The sequence below is a fragment of the Azospirillum griseum genome (assembly GCF_003966125.1).
GTDB classification, from domain to species: Bacteria; Pseudomonadota; Alphaproteobacteria; order Azospirillales; family Azospirillaceae; genus Azospirillum; species Azospirillum griseum.
The window spans coordinates 165,214-190,358 of sequence record NZ_RXMA01000004.1 but is presented as its reverse complement, the minus strand read 5'-3'; the positions used below and the strand labels follow the sequence as shown (position 1 = coordinate 190,358).

20 protein-coding genes are annotated in these 25,145 nt (G+C 67.6%); 15 read left to right on the top strand and 5 right to left on the bottom strand.

Annotated features, from left to right (window positions below):
* Nucleotides 1-2 precede the first annotated feature (2 nt).
* Together EJ903_RS06690 and EJ903_RS06685 are read right to left on the bottom strand one after the other, a co-directional pair.
* The gene (locus tag EJ903_RS06690; protein ID WP_126613344.1) at nucleotides 3-1,154 is read right to left on the bottom strand and encodes an efflux RND transporter periplasmic adaptor subunit; all 1,152 of its coding nucleotides are present in this window, start codon (nucleotides 1,152-1,154) and stop codon (nucleotides 3-5) included.
* Between the two features lie 151 nt (nucleotides 1,155-1,305).
* Complete coding sequence (locus EJ903_RS06685) at nucleotides 1,306-2,169, bottom strand: glycosyltransferase family 2 protein (protein ID WP_126613342.1); 864 nt, start codon at nucleotides 2,167-2,169, stop codon at nucleotides 1,306-1,308.
* A 238-nt stretch (nucleotides 2,170-2,407) separates the two neighbouring features.
* Between EJ903_RS06685 and EJ903_RS06680 the strand changes: the two genes are divergently transcribed.
* Nucleotides 2,408-3,034 carry an ATP-dependent Clp protease proteolytic subunit gene (locus tag EJ903_RS06680; protein WP_126613340.1) on the top strand — a complete coding sequence of 209 codons (627 nt, stop codon included), beginning with the start codon at nucleotides 2,408-2,410 and terminating at the stop codon, nucleotides 3,032-3,034.
* A 102-nt stretch (nucleotides 3,035-3,136) separates the two neighbouring features.
* Here EJ903_RS06680 and EJ903_RS06675 read toward each other — a convergent pair whose 3' ends face one another.
* Both EJ903_RS06675 and EJ903_RS06670 read right to left on the bottom strand, forming a co-directional pair.
* Nucleotides 3,137-3,439 (bottom strand): hypothetical protein, encoded by a 303-nt coding sequence (locus EJ903_RS06675; protein ID WP_126613338.1) that lies wholly within the window; start codon nucleotides 3,437-3,439, stop codon nucleotides 3,137-3,139.
* An 84-nt stretch (nucleotides 3,440-3,523) separates the two neighbouring features.
* Nucleotides 3,524-4,795: an MFS transporter gene (locus EJ903_RS06670; protein ID WP_158627885.1), complete on the bottom strand. Its 1,272-nt coding sequence runs from the start codon at nucleotides 4,793-4,795 to the stop codon at nucleotides 3,524-3,526.
* Nucleotides 4,796-5,474: 679 nt separating this feature from the next.
* Between EJ903_RS06670 and EJ903_RS06665 the strand changes: the two genes are divergently transcribed.
* From EJ903_RS06665 to EJ903_RS06655, 3 genes are read left to right on the top strand one after another with little or no spacing between them, the layout of a single operon-like run.
* A complete protein-coding gene (locus EJ903_RS06665; protein WP_246015263.1) occupies nucleotides 5,475-6,134 on the top strand; it encodes a hypothetical protein in 660 nt (219 codons plus the stop codon).
* On the top strand, nucleotides 6,127-6,906 hold the full coding sequence (locus tag EJ903_RS06660; protein ID WP_126613334.1) for a response regulator transcription factor: 780 nt from the start codon (nucleotides 6,127-6,129) through the stop codon (nucleotides 6,904-6,906). The genes EJ903_RS06665 and EJ903_RS06660 overlap by 8 nt, the downstream gene beginning before the upstream one ends.
* Nucleotides 6,896-8,521 (top strand): sensor histidine kinase, encoded by a 1,626-nt coding sequence (locus EJ903_RS06655; RefSeq protein ID WP_246015261.1) that lies wholly within the window; start codon nucleotides 6,896-6,898, stop codon nucleotides 8,519-8,521. The genes EJ903_RS06660 and EJ903_RS06655 overlap by 11 nt, the downstream gene beginning before the upstream one ends.
* Nucleotides 8,522-8,580: 59 nt before the next feature.
* On the opposite strand, the gene EJ903_RS06650 is transcribed toward EJ903_RS06655, so the two are convergent.
* On the bottom strand, nucleotides 8,581-9,204 hold the full coding sequence (locus tag EJ903_RS06650) for a glutathione S-transferase family protein (RefSeq protein ID WP_126613331.1): 624 nt from the start codon (nucleotides 9,202-9,204) through the stop codon (nucleotides 8,581-8,583).
* A gap of 281 nt (nucleotides 9,205-9,485) precedes the next feature.
* On the opposite strand from EJ903_RS06650, the gene EJ903_RS06645 reads away from it, so the two are divergent.
* From EJ903_RS06645 to pelG, 11 genes are all read left to right on the top strand, one after another.
* Nucleotides 9,486-9,881: a response regulator gene (locus tag EJ903_RS06645; RefSeq protein WP_126613329.1), complete on the top strand. Its 396-nt coding sequence runs from the start codon at nucleotides 9,486-9,488 to the stop codon at nucleotides 9,879-9,881.
* 87 nt (nucleotides 9,882-9,968) lie between these two features.
* On the top strand, nucleotides 9,969-10,895 hold the full coding sequence (locus tag EJ903_RS06640; RefSeq protein WP_126613327.1) for an NAD-dependent epimerase/dehydratase family protein: 927 nt from the start codon (nucleotides 9,969-9,971) through the stop codon (nucleotides 10,893-10,895).
* Nucleotides 10,892-11,761 (top strand): glycoside hydrolase family 191 protein, encoded by an 870-nt coding sequence (locus EJ903_RS06635; protein WP_246015259.1) that lies wholly within the window; start codon nucleotides 10,892-10,894, stop codon nucleotides 11,759-11,761. Before EJ903_RS06640 ends, EJ903_RS06635 begins: the two co-directional genes overlap by 4 nt.
* Nucleotides 11,758-14,010 (top strand): polysaccharide deacetylase family protein, encoded by a 2,253-nt coding sequence (locus tag EJ903_RS06630; protein WP_210211389.1) that lies wholly within the window; start codon nucleotides 11,758-11,760, stop codon nucleotides 14,008-14,010. Before EJ903_RS06635 ends, EJ903_RS06630 begins: the two co-directional genes overlap by 4 nt.
* A gap of 11 nt (nucleotides 14,011-14,021) precedes the next feature.
* On the top strand, nucleotides 14,022-17,102 hold the full coding sequence (locus tag EJ903_RS06625; protein ID WP_126613325.1) for a tetratricopeptide repeat protein: 3,081 nt from the start codon (nucleotides 14,022-14,024) through the stop codon (nucleotides 17,100-17,102).
* Entirely contained in the window at nucleotides 17,083-18,708 is a 1,626-nt protein-coding gene (locus EJ903_RS06620; protein WP_246015257.1) for a tetratricopeptide repeat protein, read from the top strand. The genes EJ903_RS06625 and EJ903_RS06620 overlap by 20 nt, the downstream gene beginning before the upstream one ends.
* Before the next feature lie 8 nt (nucleotides 18,709-18,716).
* Entirely contained in the window at nucleotides 18,717-19,496 is a 780-nt protein-coding gene (locus EJ903_RS06615; protein WP_246015255.1) for a GNA1162 family protein, read from the top strand.
* 21 nt (nucleotides 19,497-19,517) lie between these two features.
* On the top strand, nucleotides 19,518-20,921 hold the full coding sequence (locus EJ903_RS06610; RefSeq protein WP_246015254.1) for a GAF domain-containing protein: 1,404 nt from the start codon (nucleotides 19,518-19,520) through the stop codon (nucleotides 20,919-20,921).
* Between the two features lie 52 nt (nucleotides 20,922-20,973).
* The gene (locus EJ903_RS06605; RefSeq protein ID WP_246015252.1) at nucleotides 20,974-22,152 is read left to right on the top strand and encodes a hypothetical protein; all 1,179 of its coding nucleotides are present in this window, start codon (nucleotides 20,974-20,976) and stop codon (nucleotides 22,150-22,152) included.
* Nucleotides 22,152-23,759: a GT4 family glycosyltransferase PelF gene (gene pelF / locus EJ903_RS06600; protein WP_126613323.1), complete on the top strand. Its 1,608-nt coding sequence runs from the start codon at nucleotides 22,152-22,154 to the stop codon at nucleotides 23,757-23,759. The genes EJ903_RS06605 and pelF overlap by 1 nt, the downstream gene beginning before the upstream one ends.
* Nucleotides 23,759-25,138, top strand: coding sequence for an exopolysaccharide Pel transporter PelG (gene pelG, locus EJ903_RS06595; RefSeq protein ID WP_126613322.1), 1,380 nt, complete (start codon nucleotides 23,759-23,761; stop codon nucleotides 25,136-25,138). Before pelF ends, pelG begins: the two co-directional genes overlap by 1 nt.
* The last annotated feature ends 7 nt before the right edge of the window (nucleotides 25,139-25,145 follow it).

Sequence of the window (25,145 nt, the reverse complement as noted above, 5' to 3'; positions counted from 1 at the left end):
CGTCAGCTCCCCGACGGTTTGGCGTTGACGACCGCCACCGGCGCGCCGTCGCGAATCTTCAGTTGGCCTGCCGTGACGACGACATCCCCGGCCTTCAGGCCCTGGGCGATCTCCACCTCGGCGTTGCGGCGTTCGCCCAGCGTGACCTTGGTTTGCGTCGCCTTGCCGTCCACCACCTTGAACACGAACTGCTCCTTGCCGAAGGCGACGATGGCCTGTTCGGGGATCAGCACGGCGTCGGGCACGACGGTCAGCGTCAGGGCGACACGGGCGAACAGGCCGGGGCGCAGCGCGCCGTCGGGGTTGGCGATGCGGGCGCGGATGACCACGGCGCGGCCGTTCACATCGACCAGCGGATCGATGGCGTAGACCTCGCCGTCAAAGCTGCGCCCGGCAAAGGCGTCGACCGAGACCTTCACCGTCTGGCCGATCTTCACGGTGGGCAGGAACATTTCCGGGACGCGGAAATCCAGTTTCAGCGTGTCGATGGCTTCCAGATTGACGATGTCCTTGCCGGACTGGACGAAATCGCCGATCGACACCTTGCGCAGCCCCAGCACGCCGTCGAACGGGGCGGTCAGCACCAGCTTGTCCAACTGGGCCTTGGCGAGCTGCACCGCCGCCTCGTCCGCCAGCAGCTTGGCCGCCGCCTGCTCGCGGGTGCGGATCGGGCCGGTGTTCTGGCGCACCAACTGATCGGCGCGCGACAGTTCCGCGCGGGAAAAGGCGATGCTGGCCTGGGCCTGGGCGAGCGTGGCCCGCGCGATGGAGTCGTCGAGCCGGACCAGGATCGCGCCCTTGGTGACGCGCTGGCCCTCCTGGAAGGTGATCTCAGCGACGCGACCGGCGATTTCGGGCCGGACGACCACCGATTCGTTGGACAGCAGCGAGCCGACCGCCGTGACCGAGCGGGCAACCGCGCCGATGCGGACCGGCGTGGCCTCCACCGGCATCGGCGGGGCACCGCCGGGGGGCGGCCCGGCCGGGGCGGCGGGCTTGGCCGCGCCGATCTCTCCCGGAATCGGCACGCCATGGCTTTTCAGCAGCGCCACCAGTTCGGGCACGGTTCCGCCCTGCTTGACGAAATGCCAGTAAGCGCCACCGCCCAACGCGGCGAGAACGAGAAGGGCGAGGATGCGGAGCGAATGACGCATGGACGGGATCCGAACGACGTTTCGTTTCAACCGGCGCGCAATCAGGCGGCACCCCGGCAAACTAAACTATATCGTTCAGTTCAGTTCCGATGTCGAGATGGTTCCAACCGCAACCGCATCAGGGCGGGGTTGTCGCCATGGGGCTTGCCGTTCACGACTCGTTCAGGGTCAGGAATTCCTGGAAATTGGCGCAGCGCCCGGCCTGGAACGCGGCGGTGTAGGCGGCGTTGCGGGCGCGTTTGGCCTCCACCGCCGCCGCGAATCGGGCGCGCAGATCCGGGTCGGCGATGCGCAGACCGTCGCCCGCCAGCCGGTCCAGCACATGGCGGTAACACCCATCGGCCCGCGCGCCGCTGTCGGCGGAAAAGGTGATGGACCCGGCGCGTTGGCGGTATTCATAGAGCGGGGTGCGCACCAAGGGGACCGGACCGCTGCGGTCCAGCGTTTGGACGTTGAACACCACATCGTCGCAAAAATTGACATCCTCCTCCCACCCCGGGCACAGCGCGCGGCGCACCAGCGGAAACATCGGGACCGAGGTGGCAAGGAAGGCGGCGGCGTCGAACTCCACCACGCCGTCCGTCTCGGGAAACAGGATCGACAGGGGCGAATCATCCTCGTCGCGGACCACGGCGACGTTGTCGAACGCGGCCCCGCGCGCCCAGGCCAGCGGGGCGAGCGTGGCCAGCCGCGCGGGCTGAAAGCGGTCGTCGGCGTCGAGCGGCGCGATCAGGGGCAGGGTGGCCGCCGCCAACCCGGCGTTGCGCGCCGCCGGTGCCCCGGCCCCGATCCGCCCGGTTCCGGTGAAGGTCAGGCGGGGGTCGTCGATGCCCGCCGCCGTCAGGGTTGGCCGGTAATCGGTTCCGTCGTCGCTGACGATCACCGCCTGCCAGTGGGGCCAGCTTTGCGCCAGCAGGCTGTTCACCGCGCGGGCGATGGTGTCGTGCGCCCGGTGGGCGGCGATGATGACCGACACCCCCATCGCGCCGACCGAGTCCGCAGGTGATCCGTTCATGCGCGTCATGCCCCTGCTGCTTTCGACTGTGTCCTCGACCCCACTGTGGGGACTGGCGGCGGCTGGCGTCAACGCGCCTGTCGATTTTGCCGTCACCGGGCGTTGAACCGGAACCCGATACGGGCTATGTGGTGAACCATGCGAGGCGCCATGCGGCACCATGGTCAGAACAGTCAGGTTTCCGAAATCCCGGCTTCTCGGTAAGCTTGGGAGTGCGACACCAGGGAGAAGTACATCAATGGCGCAGGTCGGATACACCCGGTTCGACGACGAACCCGAGAACGAGCCGGACGAGAAGTCCAAGGACACCGCCCCGCCGCCGTTCGCCGCCATTCAGCAATCGCTGTTCAAGGCGCGCACCGTGCTGATTTTCGGCCAGATCGACATGAAGCTGGCCCAGGGCGTGACCGCGCAGCTTCTGGCGCTGGCGCATGAAAGCGACGACGACATCACCGTTGTGGTGAACTCCCCCGGCGGCCATGTCGAGGCGGGCGACACCATCCACGACATGATCCGTTTCGTGAAGCCGCGCGTCAAAATGCTCGGCACCGGCTGGGTCGCCAGCGCGGGTTGCCATATTTTCCTGGCGGCGGAGAAGGACAACCGTTTCTGCCTGCCGAACACCCGTTTCCTGATCCACCAGCCCTTGGGCGGAACCGGTGGCCGCGCCACCGACATCGCCATCGAGGCCAAGGAAATCATCCGCATGCGCGAGCGGCTGAACCGCATCATCGCGCGTGAAACCGGCCAGTCCTATGACAAGGTTGCCAAGGACACGGACCGCAATTACTGGATGCTGTCGGACGAGGCCAAGGAATACGGCATCGTCAGCCACATCATCAACGGCATGGACGAGCTGAAGTAATCGCGCCGCCGATCCATACCAACAAAAAACCCCGCTCCACAGGAGCGGGGTTTTTTATGGATTTTCTTAAAGCAAAAAGCCGGTTTGTCTGCAACCGACGGCTTACACCGTGACGTTCAGCAAGGAACCGCGCGGGGCACTGCGGTAGCCTTGTCCGTTCACCTGTGCCGCCAGAGCCGCCGCGTTCGTATCGATCGACTGGCCGTTTTTGGTGCTGTTCTGGGTGTCCCGGGGTTGTTCGGATTTGCCGGTGGCCTGTGGGGCCGCCACCGTTTGGGTGCGGACAACCGGCGTGGTCTGCTGCGCCGCTTGAACCGCCGGTGACAACGCCAACTGCGTGGCCGATGTCAGCGGCACTTGCGGTTTGATCGCCGGAAACGACGGGTTTTGAGCGTTGATCTGCATGATTGACAGATATGTGCCTTTCCCACCCGTTGCACAAGATGCCAAACCGCATGGACCGTCGCAAAGCCATGCGTTGAGGATGGATCAGGCGGTTTCCGGATCGGCGTTCCGCCTCAGCGCCAGCGGCGCAAAGACGCACACCACCTGGAACACCACCACCGCCAGCATCACCAGCCGATGGCCGTCGGCCCCGTAGCCGCCATTGCCGGTGGCAAAAGGACCCAGCGCCCAGCCCATGGCCGGTTGCAGGGTGAAGGCGACGACGAACATCAGCAGATTGACCGCCGTGTTGACCCGTCCCGCCAATTCCGGCGGAAAGCGTTGGGTCAGCAGCGAATAGCCCATCACCGACGCGCTGGCAAAAAAGGCGTAGGCTGGCCAACCCAGCCACGGCGGCACCCCCACATCCAGCGCCATCGCCGTTTGTGTCACCAGGGCGATGGACACGCCGATGGTCTGCACGGCGGGCGGAGTCAGGCCGACGCGCCGGGCGACGTCGGCGATCATGCCGAACAAGGCAAAGCCTGCCACCATCGCCACCGCCGCGTGTTGCAGATGGCTGGCCACGGCCAACCGATCCAACCCGTCAACGTCGCGCAACCATGGCCCGGCCCACAGGCTGATGTAGCTCAGAAAGGCCCCTTGAACCCCTGCGCAGCACGGGGCGAGCACCCAGAAGCGACGGCTGCGGAACACCGCAACCGTTCCGCTCAGCAGCGCGCCAACGGTCAGGCGTCCGCCGCCCGCGTTGCGGCGTTCAGGCACGATCAGAAACAGCAGAACCGCCACCACCACGGTCGCCACCGCAAGGCCCAAAAACAGGCCGCGCCAATCGGTGACGCCCAGCAGCGCGCGCACCGGTGTGGTGGCGAACACCGCGCCCAGGCCGCCGCAGGCCAGGAACAAGCCGTTGACCATCGGAAGCCGGTCGCGCGGCCACCAGGCCGCCGTCGCGGTCAGCGCCGCCATCAGGCAGGCCGACACGCCCAGCCCGATCAGGGCACGCGCCAGGGCCAGGGTCGGCAGATCTTCGCCCAGAGCGAACAGCGCCGCTCCGGCGGCGGCCACCAGCAGCAACGCCGATTCCACCCGCCGTGGTCCGTACCGGTCGAGAAGAAGGCCCAAGGGGGGTTGGAACAGACCAAAGGCGATGAAATAGGCGCTGGTCAGGAAGCCCAACCCCGCCGCCGTCACCCCCAGTGCGGTCGTCAGCTCGTCGGCGATCACCGCGTTGACGGTGCGGTAGAGGAAAGACAGGAAGTAACCCAGGGCAAAGGGCAGAAAGACAACCAGAATCCGTCGCAGCGGGGTGATGGTATGGAGGGGAAGCGATGAGGTGGGGATGTGGTCTGTCACCGGGTCCGATGTCCGTTTCTGTGGTGCGAACGCCAACAGCAAAGACCGGATGGCCACCGCAAGTCCATCAAGGATGCGGATTGTCAGCCATGCGAACTTGACGGACGAAACAGACAGGCGCACTCTCTGTTCCACGCGGGGGATGATGTCGGCCCAGTCATCACCTCCGCGCCACCGACCCGCCGGACCGACGGGCCGGAACGACGGCTGGAGTTCGAGCGGCAACGTCTGTAGGCCGTTCCACACGCGCCAGGCGCAGCGACACGTTGCCCGTCCGGCTGACCGGCGGCAGGCCCTCGGTGTTGGGCCTGCCGCCGATTGTTTTTTAGAGTCCCCACCGCAACGCCCGATCCCTCCCCGCCGGTTGCCCTGGTCTTTCGCCATAGCCTGTTCGAATGACGGGCAATCCAAATTCGACGGATGGCCGACAAGAACCGGGTCTGATGAGGGACAATCGACATTAAACATTAAATTTATGACATGTTTTGGGGACTGCCAAATTTTTGCCTTACTTTGCCAAGTTAATTGACAATTAACCAACGATCATCCATCGTCGAGCGCAGAGTCGTGGAAAAAATCGGTCATTTTCGTGACCTTGATTTGGCCGGGGCGGTTGCAATGACCTTGCATCGCACCAATCTATCCGTCCGATCCTCTGTGTTCCGAAAGGTTCGACCGCATGACCGCAACGGGCGCCCTCCGCAAGGTGGCCAGAACCGGACCCCATGGGCGTTTCCGGTCGCTGGTGCTGGTTCTGGCTGCGGTCCCGCTGCTGGCGGGGTGCCCCAGCACCACCGCACCGACCAACGCCGCCTTACCGGAAGCCCGTCTGACAGCGGCGGCCAGCCGTGGCGTGACCCCGGTGCCGAAGGTGAAGCCTCTGCCGCCCAACGTTGCGGCTGCCCCGGTGCAAACCGCAGCGCTGCCGGACATGGGTGTGCCGACACCCGGCCCCTTGCCCGAGGGGGCGGTCGCGGCCCCCCTGACATCTCCAGCCTCTCCCTTGGCCGCTTCCCCCACCGTTCCGCATCCATCCCCTTCGACCACACCGGAGGCGCTCGTCGGGTTGAGCGAGGGGGAGATGGCGAAACTGCTCGGCACCCCCGTTTCGCGGGAGGAGGCCTCACCGGGCCGCGTTTGGCGGTATGCCAAGGGCGGCTGTCGCCTGGACGTCTTTTTCTTCATGGACATGACCCAGTCCCAAGACTTCCGCGCCCTTTCCTATGACATGAAGAGCAACCCCAATGGCCCCGACTCCGATCGTCAGTGCTTTGCCCAGCTCCTCGCCCAATCCACCGCCGTCGGCCTCGGCCCCGCGCGGGCTGTCCGTCATGACTGAGCCGACGGCGATCCGCATCGCCTTGGTGGACGACGACGACCTGTTCCGCGAATCCCTCGGCCTCAATCTGGCCGACGAAGGCTATGCGGTGGATTGTTTCAACCGGGGTGCCCCGCTGCTCGACCATTTTGCGGCGGGCGGCACCGCCGACATCGTCCTGCTGGATTGGCGCATGCCCGGTATGGACGGCATCGACGTGCTGCGCCAGATGCGCGAACGCGGCATCGACGTGCCGGTGATCTTCCTGACCGTGCTGTCGGATCAGATTTACGAGGAGGCCGCGTTGGCGGGTGGCGCGCTCGATTTCGTTGAGAAGTCGCGCAGCCTGTCCATCCTGCTCAAACGCATCAGCCTGATTTTGGGTGGTGCCAAGGGTGGGGCGGAGGAGGCGGGCGGTGCCGCCACCTTGCGGCTGGGCAGCCTGGAGTTGCGGCAGGAGCACAGCCGCGCCTTCTGGAACGACACCCGCATCGACCTGACCCTGACTGAATTCAACATCGTCAGCCTGATGGCGACCAAACCGGAACAGGATGTGTCCTACCGCCAGATTTACGATCTGGTGCACGGCAAGGATTTCGTTGCCGGGTTCGGGCCATCGGGCTACCGCGCCAACGTCCGCGCCTTCATCAAGCGCATCCGTCAGAAATTCCGCGCCGCCGATCCGGGATTTGACCGCATCAAGAACTACCCCGGTTTCGGCTATCGCTGGGGCATCGACTCCGCGTCAACCGATGGGGTGGCGGGGCCGGATCACGACGATTGTGACGACTGAGGTCCGGGTGGGGGAGGGCCGGGCCACCGGGAACCGCGGCAGGCGGACCGCCCGGTCCGCCCTGTGGCGCTGGCTGTGGCATTCGCTGGCCAGCCGCCTTTTGCTGCTGGTGCTGGTGTTCCTGACCGTTCCGGTCCTGCTCTACGACCAGTTCCGCCGGGCCGACGAGGCGACGCAACGCCTGCTGCTGACCAGCGCCCAGCGCCAGGGCGAGTTGGTGGCCCGCGCGCTGGAGCCGGAACTGGCCGTCGCTGATCGCAGCGCCCTGCCGACGCTCAGTGGGGCCTTGGCCCGTTTCACCGACGACCGCACGCGGCTGCGCCTGCTGGTGCGCCCGCGTGGCGGCGCGGCGGATGGCTTCTATTATGTCGCCACCGCGCCCAGCCTGCCCACCGCCGACCTCGACGCCGAACGGCGGCAATTGGCGGCGCTGGGGGTGCTGGAACGGTTGGGGGCGAGTTGCGCCGACAACGCCACCTTGGCCATGCGTGTGCCCAACGCCAGCGGCGGGGTGGAGGTGCTGTCTTCCATCACCCCGATCACCACGCCGTTCGGCTGTTGGGCGCTGGTGACGAGCCACGCGACGGAGGGGTATGTCGCCTCCTCCCTGGGGCGGCCCTATTGGCGCACCCCGGCGGTGCAGGCGGCGGCAGTGGTCTATCTGGTGATGGCCGTGCTGGTTCTGGCGGTGTTGGCCGGGGTGTGGCGCAGCCTGCGCCGTTTTGGCGATCTCGCCCGCGACATTGTGGGAGGGGAGGGAGGCAGCGGGGAAGGAGCGACCGACTCCGCCTCCGGATCCCGTCGAGGTGCGTCCTTCGCCGCGCGCAACCGTGTGCCGGAGCTGTCCGGGGTGGCGGAGGATTTCGACCGGCTGGTGGACACCCTGCGCGACAGCTCCCGATCCCTGCGCCGGGCGGCGGAGGACAACGCCCACGCTTTCAAGACCCCCATCGCGGTGATCCGCCAGTCGGTGGAGCCGCTGCGTCGCGCCCTGCCGCCCGACAACGCCCGCAGCCAGCGGGCGCTGGCGATGATCGAAACCTCGTTGGACAAGCTGGATTCCCTGGTCTCCTTCGCCCGCCGGATGGATGAGGCCGCCGCCGACCTGCTGGCCCCCGCCCGCCGCCGCGTCGATCTGTCCGGTCTGGTCGGGCGGATGGCCGACGACTACGCCAGGGTGTTGGCGGAGCGCCGCCTGCGCTGGCAGGCGCACGTCGATCCCGGTCTGTTCGTGCGCGCCAGCGACGAAACGCTGGAAACCATCGTGGAAAATCTGGTGGAGAACGCTGTCAGCTTCTCCCCCACCGATGGAATCGTGGCGTTGCGGCTGTCGGGCGATGGCGCGTTGGTGGAGTTGGTGGTGGAGGATGAGGGGCCGGGCGTGCCACCGGAGCATCTCGACCGTATTTTCGAGCGCTATTTCTCCCAACGCCACCCCGGCCACGGCCTGCCGACGCCCGATCAGGCGGAACAGGGTGCACCCGAAGCCGGGCATTTCGGCATCGGGCTGTGGATCGTCCGCCGCAATGTGGAGGCGTTCGGTGGGCGGGTGCGCGCTGAAAACCGGGCCGGGGGCGGCTTCCGCATGACGGTTGCCTTGCCGCTGGTCGGGTAGAGACCAAAGGGGAGGGGGAGACGCGCGCGTCTCCCCTCCGACCACGGCAAGGCCGCGCCTTACAGCTCCGCGTCGTGGGCGGGCAACAGCTCATACTGCGGGACGTAACCCGGTTGGGCGCGGATGCGGTCGGCCCAAAGCTGGATGTTCGGGTACTTGTTCGGATCCACCGCCGATTCGGTCAACAAATCGATCCAGGGGAAGGCGAAGATGTCGGCGATCGTCAGCCGTTCGCCCTCGATGAAGGTCCGTCCGGCAAGATGCTGGTCGAACAGCGCCAGACCGGTGGCCGCCGAGGCGTCGATCCAGGGCAGCGCGTTGGCGTCGCCGTTGAACTTGCGCACCGCGCGGGCGCGCTGCACCGGCAGCAACACATCGGCCAGCCAGCTCAACCATTCGGCCAGACGCAGCTTTTCCACCGCGCTGTGCCCACCGAATTTGCCGGTCTGTTCGGACAGATAGGTCAGGATGACGCTGGATTCCGACAGGGATTGCGCGCCATGCACCAGGGTCGGGACACGCCCGAAGCGGTTGATGGCGAGGTATTCCGGCGTCTTCTGCTGGCCATTGCGCAGGTCAACGTGGCGGTAGGAAAAGGGAATGCCCGCCAGCCGGAAATACAGCGCGATGCGGGTGGCCGGTTGCGAATTCAGATTCCCGTGCAAAACAAAGGGGGCGGTCACGGTCTCGGTTCTCCCTTGGAAAGTTGCGCTTGTGCGTCGCAATGATCGGGATCATGGCGGGAAAACCACCACCGCCGCCACAGGAAAAACCGCAATCAAGCAATCGTGATGCGAAATAATGTCTCACGACCTCGCATCATCGTTTCTGAGTATTGTTGCGCGCCCTGGTTGCCTTCCACTTCTTGACCCTGCGCGGTGCATTGAGTACAAATTAGGTCGGATTGTGTATATCCCTTGGCCAGACTCGCTTGGGTGTTCGGCCAGAGTCACCGAACGGCGGGATGATGGATACGGTCGAGACAACGCCGACCATTCTGGTGGTCGAAGACAACATTCTGATGCGCAAGCTGTTTGTCCGCTGCCTGGAGGAGGGCGGCTACACCGTGGTCGAGGCGACCGACGCGCGCGCCGTTCTGGACATGATGCGGGATCTGCGCCCCGATCTGGTGGTGATGGACATCGTCATGCCCAACCTGTCCGGGGTGGAGCTCATCAAGCAGATCCGCGCCGAACCGGCACTGAAGGCAACGCCGGTGGTGGCCGTCACCAACCTCGCCTCGCCCGCCGACAAACGGCGTCTGGCCGATGCCGGGTTTGACGGGCATGTGTCCAAACCGATCAAGCCGAAGGACTTCCAGGCCGTGGTGGCCGAATTCCTGAAATCCAACGCCGCCTGAGCCGCGTACAGGGAACATCCGGGACCGGAAGACCTGGGCCGAACGGTGTGGGCGAGGCGTCTCTTTTGCGATAGGAACAGCGCGATCATGGCTCGATACCTTGTGACCGGCGGGTGTGGCTTCATCGGTTCCCATCTGGTCGAACGGCTGTTGGCCGCCGGTCACGCGGTGACGGTGCTCGACGACCTGTCCACCGGCAAGCGTGAGAATCTGCCCGACTCCGTACCGGTGACGGTCGGGACCATCGCCGATCCGGCGGTGGTGGACGCGGCGATGGCCGGGATGGATGGTTGCTTTCATTTGGCGGCGGTTGCCTCGGTTGACCGCTCGCGCGAAGCGTGGCTGGAGACGCACCACACCAACCTCTCGGGAACCATCGCCGTGTTCGACGCCGCCCGCCGCGCCAACCCGAACGGGCCGGTTCCGGTGGTCTACGCCTCCTCCGCCGCCGTGTATGGCGACAACCCGGCGATGCCGCTGCGCGAGGACGCCGCCACCCGACCGCTGTCGGCCTATGGCGCGGACAAGCTGGGGTGCGAGCTGCACGCCCGCGTCGCCGACGGCGTCCATGGGGTCCCGACCACCGGTTTCCGCTTCTTCAACGTGTACGGCCCGCGCCAGGATCCGAAATCGCCCTATTCCGGGGTGATCTCCATCTTCGCCGGGCGGATTGCGCGCGGCCAGCCGATCACCATCAACGGTGACGGCGAGCAGGTGCGGGACTTCATTTATGTGAAGGATCTGGTGCGTTGCCTCACCGCCGCGATGGACGCGCCGCGCGCCGGTGCCCCTGTCTACAACATCTGCACCGGGGTTCCGACCACGGTCAACCGGCTGGCGGAGGTGCTGGCCAGCCTGTCAGGGCGGGCGCTGGACCGCAGCCATGGCCCGGCGCGCCCCGGTGACATCCGGGTGTCGATCGGCGACCCCACGGCCCTGCGCGCCGCCTTCGGACTGTCCTGCGGCACCAGCCTGGAAGACGGTCTGCGCGACACGCTGGAGTGGCTGGGGTGATCGGGCGGCGCGCGGTTGTCGGCGGCGCGTTGGCCGGGGGGGTTGCCATGGCCTTGCCCAGCGCTGGCGGTGCTGCGCCGCGCGTCGGCGGATCGGCGAAGCGTTGGGCGGTCTATTACGCCGACCGGGAACCGACCCGCGCCTTTGATCCCTATGACCTGCTGGTGCTGGACAGCCGCCACCACCCGCCGCTGCGACCGCTGAAGGACCGGGGCAAGACCCTGCTCGGCTACATCAGCGTGGGGGAGGTGGAAACACACCGCCCGTGGCACGACCGCGTCAAGGGTTGGGGCCTGCTGGACCAGGAAAACCCGAATTGGCCGGGCAGCTTCTACGTCGATCTGCGCGACCGCCGTTGGGTCAAGCTGGTGGTGGAGGAGTTGGTTCCCGCCCTGCTGCACGCCGGGTTCGACGGCGTGTTCCTCGACACGCTCGACAACCCGCCGCATCTGGAGCGCACCGACCCAAAGCGCTGGGCCGGCATGACCGAGGCGGCGGCGCGGTTGGTCGCCACGCTGCGCACCAACTGGCCGCGCGTGCCGATCATGCAGAACCGCGCCTATGAGATCCTGCCGCAGACCGCGCGGATGATCGACTATGCCCTGGGGGAAAGCGTCTTCGCCGGGTGGGATTTCGCCGCCAAGAAACCCCATCTGCAAAGCGAGGAGGATTACCGTTTCCAGGTGGAGGCGCTGACCGCCGCCCGCGCGCTCAACCCGGCCCTGGGTGTGATGACGTTGGATTACTGGGATCCGACGGACCTTGTCGGGCTGCGCGCCATCTACGCCCGCCAGCGCGCGAACGGCTTTTCTCCCTATGTCTCCGTGGTCGAACTGGACCGGCTGGTGGCGGAGCCGCCGCCGTGAGGTTTGCCCTCCGCTGGCTGTGCCTGCTGATTGCGCTGAGCGCCGGAGCCGTGCGCGCCGCCGAGACCACGGCCAGCCCCGGGCCGACGCTGTCCCGCACCATTTTGGCCCTGGTTGACCTGCGCGAGGAAAAATCCATCCGCCTCACCCGGATCCACAGCATGGCCGAGATGCCGCTGAACCATCTGGGGCTGTCGGTGGTCTATTGGAACATCGCCGATGGGCTGCCTGATCCGGCGCGCTACCCCGGCCTGCGCGGTGTCATCACCTGGTTTGCCGGGGAGCCGTTCGACGACGCGGGGGCCTACATCGCCTGGATGGGCCGGGTGATCGACCAGGGCGTGCGCTGTGCCGTGCTCGGCCAGCCTGGGGTTCGCCAGTCCGCTGGCAAGCCGGTGCCGCTGGCCCTGACCAACCGCTTTTTCGCGCGCTTGGGCCTGCGCGACGACGATGGCTATTCCGATCTCACCTACAAATCCCGCCCGGTGGTGGTGGGGCCGATGGTTGGCTATGAACGTCCCTTGATCGGGGTGTTGCCCGGCTACCCGCTGTTCCGCAAGATCGACGCCCGGTTCACCTCGCATCTGGTGATGCGCCGGGGGGGCGAGCCGGTGAGCGACAGCCATCTGATCGTGACCGGCCCGACCGGCGGCCTGGTGACGGACGGCTATGGCCGTCACTACGATGCCGAACTCAATCGGCGCCTGTGGATCATCGACCCGTTCGCCTTCTTCCGCGCCGTCTTCGCCACCGATGACCTGCCCAAACCCGACGTCACCACCCTGTCGGGGCGGCGGCTGTATTTCAGCCACATCGACGGCGACGGCTGGCGCAACGTGACGGAGGCCACCCCCTTCGCCAAGGACAAGCTGTCGTCGGTGGATGTGGTGCGCAAGGTGGCGGTGGAGCCGTTCCCCGATCTGCCGGTGTCGGTTGCCCCCATCGTCGCCGATCTGGACGCCGATTGGAAAGGAACGGCGGACTCGCTGGCGGCTGCCGAGCGGCTGTTCGCCCTGCCGCAGGTCGAACCGGCCAGCCACACCTGGACCCATCCCTTTCAATGGGCCTTTTTCAAGGATTACACCCCGCAGAAGGAGGCGGTCTTTCTGAAAGGGGGCGGAGGGCCGAAGCGCAGCCTGCTGGAGCGCATGACCGGGCGCGGCCTGTACGACGCGGCGTCCGACGGGGGTGAGGGGGCCGATCTGGGCCGCTACGCCGTGCCCCGCGCCTATCTGCAGCGCCCTTTCGATCTGGACCAGGAGATCGGCGGGGCGCTGACCTACCTCACCCGTCTGGCCCCGCCGGGCAAGGTGGCGACGCTGGTGCAATGGTCGGGCGACACCTCCCCCTTTGAAACGGCGCTGGCGACGGTGCGGCGGGCGGGTGGGCGCAACATGAACGGCGGCGACGCCCGCTTGGACGCCGATTACCCATCCATCACCACGGTTCCGGCCATCGGCCTGCCGGTCGGGGCGGAGCGGCAGATCTATTCGGCGGGCAGCAACGAAAACACCTACACCGACCTGTGGACCAACCGCTTTTACGGCTTCCAGAACCTGATCCACACGGTGCGCAACACCGACAGCCCGATCCGGCTGAAGCCGTTCAACATCTACTACCACATGTATTCCGGCCAGAAGACGGCCAGCGTCAACGCCCTGCGCCGCAATCTGGAGGCCGCCCGCGCGGCGGAGGTGGCCCCGGTCGCCGCCTCCACCTACACCCGGATCGCCGAGGGTTTCTACTCCACCCGGTTCGAACCGTTGGGGGACCGGCGCTGGCGGGTATGGGACCGTGGCGCGCTCAACACCCTGCGGTTTGACCGGGCCAGCGTCACGGCGGTGGATTTCACCCGCTCCACCGGCGTTCTGGGCCAACGGCACCATCAGGGCAGCCTGTATGTGGCGCTCGATCCCGCCGTGGCTCAACCGGTCCTGGCCTTGATGGAGGTGGAGCGCGGCGATGTCCCGCCCGCTGCCCCGCGCCCCTATCTGATCGAGGGGCGGTGGGCCTTCTGGGGCCTGTCGGTGGAGGGGGAGGGGTTTGCCGTGGCGGCGTCGGGCTATGGCGACGGGGCGATGACGTGGCGGCTGCCGCAACCGGGCCGTTACACCCTGTCGGCGGAGCGCGCGGGCCGGATCCTGTGGACCGGGGAGGCGGAAACCGATGCGGAGAACCGTCTCAGCCTGTCCGTGACGGTGGCGGCGGTGGAGCCGGTGACGCTGCGCGTCCGGCCATTGCCGCGCTGAGGGGGGCCGCCATGCCAATCAACCTCCTGGTGGCGGTGCTGGTGTTGCTGGTCGGGATCGGGGCCAGCCTGCTTCTGATTCCGCGTGGAGCGGAACTGGCCTTGCAGAAATTCCGCGACAGCGACTTCGAAAGCGCGCGCGCGGTCTATGAGGAACGCTTTGCCGGCGGCGACCACAGCGCGGGAACGGTGATGCCGTTGACCCGGCTGCATCTGGCCGACGGGACCATCGATCAGGCCATCGCCCTGATGGAGCGCCTGGTCGAGAAGGACCCGAATTCCATCGAGGGGCGGGAGTTGCTGGGCCGCCTGTATCAGGACGCCCAGCGGCAGGGCGACTATCTGGACAATCTGCGCGCGCTGGCCCGCTTGCGCGGAACGGACGACGCGCACCGTGAGTTGGCCTATCTGGCGGGCTTCCAGGGGCGGCTTGACGTGCAGATCGAGGCGCTGACCCGCTATTGCGAGCTGCGCCCCGACGACACCCAGACCCAGCAGGAGTTGGCGGCCCTGCTGGCTTCGCAAGGCGATCACGCCGGGGCGATCGCGTGGTTGAGCAAGGCCGACGACCGCGCCAACGGGGCCATCGAGGCCGACAGCCGCGAATTGCTGATGAGCCTGCTGATCGACCTGGACCGCGAACAGGACGCGTTCCAGCGCGCGCAGCGCTGGTTGGGTGAAAACCCCAGCGTGCCCGACCTGATCGGTCTGGCGAGCCAACTCGCCGCCGCCGCCCGCCCCGATCTGGGGTTGCGCCTGGTCGAACCGCAGACAGCCCGTCCCGACCGCCCGCTGGCGCTGGAGCTGACCGCCATCGATTTGTTGATCGCCGCCCAGCGGATCGGCGACGCGCAGACCCGGCTGAAGGCGCTGAGCGGCCCGGTGGACGACGCGTCGTTGGGCCGCCTCCTTGCCTTGCAGATGAACGCGGGGATGGAGCGCGCCGCCTCGGCCACCGCCCAGGGGCGGGATCTGCGGTTGGTTCCCGATTGGGTGCTGGCGGGGTTGGCCGAACTGGCCTACCGCGACAAGGACCGCGCCTTTCTCGACCGGATGGTGCGGGAACTGGGCGACGGATTTCTCAACGACCGCCCGATCCTGGCCGCCAACATCGCGCTGGGGCGCGGCGATTCCGCCGCCGCCATCCGCTGGGCCGAACGCGGGGCGGAGGACGTCAACCAACCCGTGCCCGACCGGCTGGCGGCGATCCGCATCCTGGACCGCGCCGGACGGCGCGACGCGGCAGCGGCGGCCTTTGATCGGCTGCCGCTGGCCGACGGCGTCGCCGACGATCTGCTGGACGAGCTGGGGGCGCTGTTCCTCGACCTCGACCGCGCCGCCGCCGGTGTGGCGTGGTTTTCCGCCCGGCGTGCCGCCGTTCCATCCGCTGCGGCGGATTTGGCCTGGGTCCGGCTGGCGGCGAAGGTGGGCGACCTTCGGGCGGTGGCGGCGTGGCTCGACGCCCATCCGAAACTCGACGCCGCGCTGTTGCAGGACATCGCCGCCAGCGCGGTGGAGCGCGGCGCACCGGCCTTGGCCTTGACGGCGGCGGAACGGCTGTACGCCATGGCCCCGTCGCCGCGCGCCCGTCTGGCGCTGGCGTCCGCCCTGCTGGCCGCCGGGCGGGCGGGCGACGCGCTGCCGCATCTGACGGCGCTTCTGCCGCTTCAGGCCGACCTTGGGGCGGGTCTGGGTGCAGAGGTGGAAAGCGCCTATCTCAGCGCGCTTGACGCCACCGGGCGGGTGGAGGAATTGACCCGCTTCCTGACCGCCAAGCTCGACCGGGGCGGGTTGTCCGACGCCGAGGAGCAGGCGCTGGTCTACGCGCTGCTCGACCGCAAGGCGTACCGGGCCGCCCTGCCGGTGCTGCGTCGGCGGGCGGAGCGGTTGGGGGGCGAGTGGCTGTTCGCCTACGCCGACGCCGCGCGGCAGGCGGGGGCGCTCAGCGATCTCGCCGATCTGCTGGAACGGCAACTGGCCGACGCCGCGCTCGACCCCGCCGGGCGGGAACAGCGCGCCTTTCTGCTGCTGGAGGCCGCCGGACCGGACCGCGCCCTGCCGGTGCTGCGCCAACTGGCCAACACCAGCCTGACCGCCCCCTGGGATTCGCTCTACCGCGAGGCGCTGACCAAGCTGGGGCGCAAGGCGGAGTTGCGGCGCTATCTGGTGGCGCGCGGGACCGACGCCCGCCTGCCCATCGCCGAGCGCCGGGGCGTGGTGTTCGCCCTGCTCGACCTTCAGGACAAGGCCGGGGCCGAGCAGGTGTTGCGCCCGCTCGCCGCCGGGCAGGGGCCGAAAAGCGAGGACGCCCGCCAACTGGCCTTTCTGTGGGGACCGCGCCCGAAGCCCGCCGCGCTCGATTGGCTGGAGGAGCGCGCCCGCCGCGCCACCACCCCCGCCGATCAGGCGGCGTGGTACGGCGCGTTGGTCGAGTCGGGGGGAGCCGACCGGGTCTTGGCCCGTTTGGGCGGCGCGGGCGGCCCCACCGACCCTGATCTGCGCGTCCCCCACATCGAGGCGCTGGCCGCGCTGGGCAAGGCGCGTGAACTGGGAGAGGCGGTGCGCGCCGCCGCCGCGACCGATGGCAATCCCGAGCGCCTGCGCCGTTTCGCCCGGCTGGCCGACCAGGGGCGGGAGCGTCTTGCGGCCGCCGAGGCGTGGCGCGCTCTGCTGACCCAGCGGCCCGAGGATGGCGAGGCGTTGCGCCAGATGGGCATGGCCGCCTATGACAACAACCGGCTGCTCGACGCCGAACGGCTGTTGCGCCGCTTCGTCGCGCGTGCGCCCGACGATTACGAGGCCTATTATTTTCTGGGGGAGGCCCTGACCGCGTTGAAACGGCCCGCCGCCGCCACGCCCTTTTACCAGACCGCGCTCGCCCAATTGCGCGCGGCTCGGATCCGCAGCGACGCGGTGACGCAAACGGAGGCCAATCTGCTGAACCGGTTGGGCAAGGTGGACGATGCGGTGGCGCTGTTCGAGGGGTTGCGCCGTCAGCGGCCCGACGACAAGCAGTTGCGCGCCGATTTCGTCTCGCTGCTCGTCGAAAATGGCCGTTTGCCGGAGGCGCGCCGTGTTCTCGGCCTTCCGTAAGCGTGTGGTCATCGGGTTGCTGCTGTTGATCGCGGCCACCCCGATCCTGCCGGGCCGGTCGCAGACCCCGCCGCCGATGGCGCAGGTGGAGGCGGTGGCGGAGGGATCCCGCGCCCGCTTCGTTCTGCGCTGGCCGGGATCGGTGAGGACGGAGGAGGTGGAGCGGCACGGGCGGGAACTGACCTTGCGCTTCAGCCGTCCGCTGGGTGGGGTGGCGCTCGACGCGGTGCCGGGGCGCTTGCAGGGTTGGGTTGACAACGTCCAATACGGGTATGACAGCGTGCTGCTGTTGCTGTCGGCGGATGTGAGCGCGGATGTGGTGGCCGACCGGTCCGGCGTGACCGTCGCCTTCACCCGGGAGATGACCGCCACGCGCGCCGCCGGGGCCGCGTTGGCCGACCGGGTGGCGCAGCGACGTCTTGATTACTTCAAGGCCCTGACCCTGCTCGAAGGCGGGCAAACGCGCCAGGCGCGCGCCCTGCTGCGCGACAAGGCCCAAAGCGGCCCGCGCGACGCTCAATCCACCGCCCTGCTGGCCCAGGCCGAAGAGCGGCTGGGCCGCTGGCGCGAGGCGGTGGCGGCGTACGACGCCGCCCTTGATCTGACGCCGAACGAACCCTCCCTGGTGCTGGGCAAGGCGCGTTTGCTGTACGACAACGGCGACCGGGCACGGCTGGACACCGATTGGCAGCATGTTCGCGCAGCCGATGTGCAGCGGATCCAGCGCCTGACCGGGGTGATGACCTTGCCCGGTCGCAGCACCATCCGCTACGCGCTGGAAAACCGTCTGGTCGATGTTGACGCGGTGCAACGCCGCGACGGAACTCCGGCCCCCTTTCATGGTCTGCGTCAGCGCATGGAGTTCACCCTGTCGCACGATTGGCCGGAGTTGGAGCGCACCGATCTGACCTTTTACGCCGCCCGCCGCGTGCTGGGTGTTGGCGTGACCCACGGTTGGAAGGGCGACGAGTCCGAAACCCGCATCGGCGCGGCGTGGAACGAGCCGACCTTCGCCTTTCTGGAGGGCATCGTCAGCGCCGGGCGGCGCGACCGCCTGTTCGTCCAGCACGAGGCGCGGCTGTCCGACCGCTGGAATCTGACGTTGGGGGCCGGTTACAACCGGTATGGGTTGGCCGGTGACGCCGATCTGGCGCGGTCGGGCAGTGTGGAGGCATCCTTGCGCTATGTTCTGAATCGCGAGGGGCCGTTGACCAGCCTGGTCTACGCCCTGGACGCCGAATATGTGGGGCGGCGGGTGCAGCGGGCACGGGCGTTGCCCGCGCCGCAGGCGTTGGCCGATGACGCGGTGCCTCCGCCCTTGCCGACCTTGAGTTTTTTCGCGCCGGTGCCGGTGGCGACGCGCGAGGTTCACGCCGTCCTGCTTTCGGTGGAGGATTGGCTGGCCGATTATGTGCGCTACAGCGCGCAAATCGGGTACGCCTATGATCGGCGGGGAAAAAGCGGACCGCAGGGGGCGGTGTCGCTGGTGTGGGAACCGCTCGACGCGTTGGAAATCGGGCTGCGCGCCAGCCACGCCCGATCCACCGCGCGCGGGACCGCCAGCGCGGTCAACGCGGCGGGCGGTTATCTGATGTGGCGCTATTGAGGGCGGACATGAGCATGGATGTGGAACGGATGCGGGGGGAAAGCGCCATGACGCAGCGATGGACCATGAAGCGGGCGCGGCCTTGGCTGGCGCTGCTGCTGGCGGCTGGGTTGGCGGGGTGCAGCGTTGGCCGCACCACCAGCCGGGATTTCGCGCGGGCGGGCGACAGCTTGGCCCCCGGGGCCAGCGTGGCGGTGCTGCCCTTTGAAAATCTGACCAACCACCCCAACGCCGGGCAGATCGCCGCCGATCTGCTGTCCACCGAACTCTATGGCCTGAACCTGTACCGGGTGGCGGAATCCAGCCGCGTGCGCAACCAGATGGCCGCCGCCAGGATCGACAGCGAGAAGCTGACCGACGCCACCCACGCCCAGGCGCTGGGGCGGACCTTGGGGGCCGACGCCGTGGTCATCGGCAGCGTGTCGGAATACGGCTATCAGCACGGGCTGCGGGAGGAGCCGGTGGTCGGGCTGAACGCCCGTCTGGTCCGCACCGCCGACGGTGTTGTGCTGTGGGCCTCCAGCCAATCGGCGGCGGGTCGGGGCTATTTCACCCGCGACAGCGTGAACAACGTGGCCCAACAGGTGGTCGCCCGCATGGTGAACGGGCTGCGCGACGCGGTGGAAAGCGACGCGGAGGCGCGTCGTTCGGGTGCAGCGGAACCGGTGGTGCCCATGGCGGTACCGATGCAACCGACCGCCACATTCCCCACACCGTCCGAGCCGGTTGTTCCGCTCTCAAGCCTTGGCGGTCGGGAGGAACCCGATTTTGCGCCCAAGGGTGAGTGAGAGAAAGGGGCCGATGCGGCGATGACCGACGCCACCACCACAGCACCGGCCGACCAACCAGCCGCTGACTCAATGCCGGAGAGCGCGCCGTCGGTCGCGCCGCGCCGTTTGTTGGGCTTCCGGCGGATCGCCCTGCTGGAACTGGGCCTGTTCTTTGCCGTGATGCTGGTCGGGGATTGGGCCTTTGGCAGCGGTCTGCGCTATGAGGGAATCCAGCCGCATCCCTTCTGGATTCCGGTGCTGTTGCTGGCGGTCCAGTATGGGACGAACGAGGGCGTGCTGGCGGCTCTGGCGGCGGCGGCGGCGTTGCGCCTTGGCAATGTGCCCGACCCCACGCTCAACCAGGATCTGTACCAGCATCTCTACGTCCTGACGCGGGATCCCATCCTGTGGCTGGTGTCGGGGGTGCTGATCGGCGAGTTGCGGATGCGGCAAATCCGCGAACGCGACGAGTTGCGCCTGCATCTGGCGATGGCCCGCAGGGAATCGGAGGCGATCACCCGATCCTACCGCGCCCTGAAATCGGTCAAGGAGAATCTGGAAACCCGCGTGGCCGGGCAGTTGCGCACCGTCTTCACGCTCTATCAGGCGGCCAAGGCCATCGACAAGCTGGACGAGGGCGAGGTGATGCTGGGCGTGGCCGATCTGGTCCGCACCGTCATGAAGCCGGACAAATTCTCGCTGTTCCTGCTGAACAACGACGTGTTGGAATCGGTGACGAACGAGGGCTGGGACGACGAGCAGGACGGCTACGCCCGCTGGTTCGATCACGGATCGGCGCTGTTCGAGCGGGTGGTCGGGCGGCAACGCCAGCTCTGCGTCAACCGGGCGGAGGACGAGCGCATCCTGAACGGTGAAGGCGTGCTGGCCGGGCCGCTCATCAGCAGCGACACCGGCGAGGTGGTTGGCATGATCAAGATCGAAAGCATGGGCTTCACCGATCTCAGCGTCAACACGGTGGAGAATTTCCGCATCCTGTGCGAATGGATTGGCACGGCGCTGGCCAAGGCCCGCCAATACAGCCTGGCCAACGAACAGCGGATCATGACCGACGATTCGCTCTACTCCTCCCACTTCATCGGGCGTCAGGCGGAGTTTCTGGCTCTGCTGGGCCGCCGCATGGGGTTTGAAACCACCTCCATCACCATCCGCCCGTCCGGCCTGTCGCGCCTGTCCGCCGCCCAGCGCGCCGAACTGGCCAGCGCCATCGGCAGCGCGGTGCGCGACAGTTTGCGCGACACCGATCTGGCCTGTGACTTTGGTCATCAGGGGTCCTCCTTTGGCGTGGTGCTGACCGGCACGCCGCTGGAGGGGGCCAAGCTGGTTGAGGCCAAGCTGGAAAAGGCGGTGCGGGAGGCGTTGCCGCTGGCGCTGCGCCGGATTCCGATCTCCTACACAACGCAGAAGGTGGAGGCGCGGGAATGACGCCGCGCCACCACCCCGCACCGGCGCAGCGCAACACCGGGGAGGCGGCCCCGTGAGCGACAATGTGCTGGCCCAAGCGCCCGATCCCGGCACCGGCGGGCTGGTGGCGGTCGGGATTTTGGCCCTGATCGGCGAATTGGCAACGACGGCCCTGGTGCTGGCCCCCGAAGCGTTGCCGCTGGATCCATCGATGGGCTTGTTGATGGGCTTGTCGTTGGGCTTGTCGTTGGGCGGGGCGGAGTTGGCCCCGGAAACGCTGGCGCGGTTGGGCGGGTTGCTGGGCCATGCGCTGCTGTGCGCCGCCCTGATCCTGTGGGTGCGCGCCCGTGCCCGCAAGGGCCGGGATCTGCGGCTGGCCGGGTTGATGCTGGTGACGACGCCGGTCCTGGGGCCGCTCGGGCCGCTCTTCACCCTGCTGACCACCGGGCTGCACGCGCTGTTCCGCCGCTACGCCACCGGCTTCCAGGATTGGTATCTGTCGCTGTTCCCGGAAAGCGAGATCGAACCGGCGCAGGAATTGTATGAGCTGATCGTCTCGGGCCGCGAAACCGCCCACCTCGCCGCCGGGGAATCCTTCACCGACGTGATGTCGGTCGGCACGCCCCAGCAGAAACAGGCGGTGATCGCGCTCGTCGCCCGCCATTTCCGCCCGGCCTTCACCCCGGCGCTGAAAGCCGGATTGGGCGACGCCGACCCGTCGGTGCGCGTCCAGGCCGCCACCGCCACCGCGCGGGTGGAGCATGAGTTCAACGGGCGTTGGCAGACGCTGGACAACGCCGTCCGCACCAACCCCGACGCGGTGGCGACGCGGGCGGAGCTGGCCCGGCATCTGGACAATTACGCCTTCTGCGGCTTGCTCGACAGCAACCGCGAGGCGGAAATCCGGGACAAGGCGTTGGACGGCTACCGCCGCTGCCTGGACCTTGCCCCCGACGACGACGAGATCCGCCACGATCTGGGCCGTCTGCTGCTGCGTTGCGGCTTGGCGGAGGAAGCGGCGCTGCGGCTGGAACCCCTGATCGACCGCGCCACCGACCGCCGCATCCTGTTCTGGTACGCCGAAAGCCTGTTCCGGCTGAAGCGCTACGCCGATCTGCGCGCCCTGCCGCAGCGCCGCGCCGATCTGCTGGGGGAGGGGGTGGCCATGCCCGACACCCTGCGCGACGTCTTCACCCTGTGGCGCGACAGCGCCGACCAGCCCGACGATCTGTCGGTGCGGGAGGCGGCCTGATGGCGGCACACGCCAAAAAGGCCGACGCCAAGACGCCGGTCAAGCCGCCGCTGCCGGAGGGGCGCGCGGCCCCGGTCGCCGATGTCTGCCTGCTGATGGAAGGCTCCTACCCCTACGTCGCGGGCGGGGTGTCGACCTGGACGCACGACCTCATCAAATCGCACGCCGACCTGACCTTTCACGTCGTGGCGTTGGTGGCCGACCGCAACGCCCGCAAGCTGGCCTATGACCTGCCGTCGAACGTCACCGGTTTGACCCACGTCTATTTGCAGGACCCCGCCCCCGGCTGGCGCTGGATGCCGGGAACCAAACGCTTTCTGGCAACGCTGGAGCAGCCCTTGCGCCAGTTGCAGCAGGGCGGCGGCCTGCCCGAGGTGGCCGAGGTGCTGCGGCTGCTGAACAGCGCGGGCGGTCGGGCCGGGCGGCGTGTCCTGCTGAATTCCGAAGAGGCGTTTCACATGGCGGTGCGGATGTGCCGGGCCACGCTGCCCGACGCGTCCTTTCTGGAGTATTTCTGGGGATCGCGGGCGCTGATGAGCGGCCTGTTCGCCACCATGCTGGCCCCGATGCCGCGCTGCAAGGTCTACCACGCCATTTCCACCGGCTACGCCGGGTTGTTCGCCGCGCGCGCGGTGCTGGAAACCGGCCGCCCGGCGGTGCTGACCGAACACGGGATCTACACCAACGAACGCCGCATCGAAATCCTGATGGCCGAATGGCTGTTCGAGGGGGCCGACACCTCGCTGGCGCTCGACAAGAAGAAGCGCGATTTGCGCGATTTGTGGCTCGACACCTTCGCCAGCTACTCCAAGGCCTGCTACGACGCCTGCGACAAGATCTTCACCCTGTATGGCGGCAACCAGGAGTTCCAGCGGCGCCAGGGGGCCGACCCGGCCAAGCTGAAGGTCGTTCCCAACGGCATCGATTACGACGGCTATTCGAAGGTCGCGCGCGACACCGCAGCGCGCCCGCCGACCATCGCGCTGATCGGGCGCGTCGTGCCGATCAAGGACGTCAAGACCTACATCCGCGCCGCCGGCATCCTGCGCGAGGACATCCCCGACGTGAAGGCGATGATCCTCGGCCCGCTGGAGGAGGACCCCGGCTATGTCGAGGAGTGCCGGACCATCGTCAAGCATCTGGGGTTGGAGGACACGGTGATCTTTGCCGGGCGGGTCAAGCTGACCGACTGGCTGGGGCGGGTGGACGCCATCGCCCTGACCAGCGTCAGCGAAGCCCAACCGCTGGTGATTCTGGAGGCCGGAGCCTCCGGCGTGCCCAGCGTGGCGACCGACGTCGGATCCTGCTCGGAACTGCTGTTGGGCCGCCCGGACGAGGATCCGCCGCTGGGGGCGGGCGGGGCGATCACGCCATTGGCCAGCCCGCTCGACACCGCGCGGGAGCTGCGCGCCCTGCTGCTGGATCGCCCCTGGCGGGAGAAGTGCGGCGAGGCCATCGCCAAGCGCGTCGCCCGCTATTACGACAAGGTGGAGATCGACCGCATTTACCGCGCCATCTACGACGAGCACATCGCCAAGGCCGACCGGCCAACCCTGTTCGAGGCGGGCTTTGCCGGGTTCGCGGCCGGGTTGGGGGAGGGGGCCTGATGGCGGGCATTGGTTTTGCCCTGCGCAAACTGGCGCGGCGCGACGATCTGCTGGGGGTGTTGCAGGGCTACGCCCATTCGGCCTTCATCACCTCCGGCCCCTGGATGTTCACCATTCTGGCGCTGGCCGGGATCAACCTGCTGGGCCGTGATCTGGTGGCGGCGGAGGAGTTGGCGCTCTTCCGCGTCGTCGTCATCTACAATTTCTGCTTTTCGGTGGTGTTCACCGGGCCGCTGGTGCTGGTCGCCACCCGCTATCTGGCCGATGCCATCTATTCCAAGGAGGTGGACGCCGCCCCCGGCATGCTGCTGGCGACGCTGGGTCTGGGATACGCCATCGCCGCGCTGACCGCCGGTCCCTTTTACATTTGGTTCAGCGGGTTGCCGACGGCGGTGATGGTCGGCGGGTTGGTGAATTTCTTTCTGGTCTGCGGCATCTGGGTGGTGTCGATCTTCCTGTCCGCCTTGAAAGATTATTTGTCCGTCACCGTCGCCTTTGGCGTTGGCATGGTCATCGGCGTGGTGACGACGGCGCTGCTCGGGGCCTTTTTTGGCGGGGCGGGGATGGTCTGGGGCTTTTCCCTGGGGTTGGCCAGCATCCAATTCGGCCTGATCGCGCGGGTCTTCGCCGAATACCCTTACAAGGTGGCGCGGCTGTTCGCCTTTCTGGCCTATTTCCGCCGCTATTGGGATTTGGCCCTGATCGGGTTGGTCGCCAATCTGGCGGTGTGGTCCGACAAATGGGTGATGTGGTTCGTGCCGGAGCGGGAAATCGTGTCCGGCGCGATGGTGATCTACACCGATTACGACAGCGCCATGTTCGTGGCCTATCTGACCATCCTGCCCGCGCTGACCCTGTTCACCGTCAACATCGAAACCCGGTTTTTCGAGCATTACCAGGGCTTTTACCGCGACATCCAACAACACGCGACCTACGACCAGATCGCCCGCAACCACCGCTCCATCATCGGCGCGCTGCTGGACAGCTGCCGCAATCTGGTGATTCTGCAAGGGGCGATGTGCGCCGTGACCATCTTCTCCGCCCCGGCCATCGTCGGCGCGCTGGGGCTGCATTACCAGCAGATCGGCATGTTCCGCTTCGGCGTGCTGGGCGCGTTTTTCCAGGCGATGTTCCTGTTCTGCACGGTGATCCTGGCCTATTTCGACCTGCGGCGGCGGAATCTGGCGGTGCAGACGCTCTATCTGCTGGGCAACGGCGGCTTCACCCTGCTGTTCAGCGACATGGGCTTTGCCTGGTACGGCTACGGCTATTTCCTCAGCTCGCTGGTGGCCTTCGTCGTCGCCTATCTGATGGTGGCCGACGCGGTGCGCCGTCTGCCCTATTTCGCCTTCGTCGCCAACAACCCATCGGTTCGTTGAGGGAGTG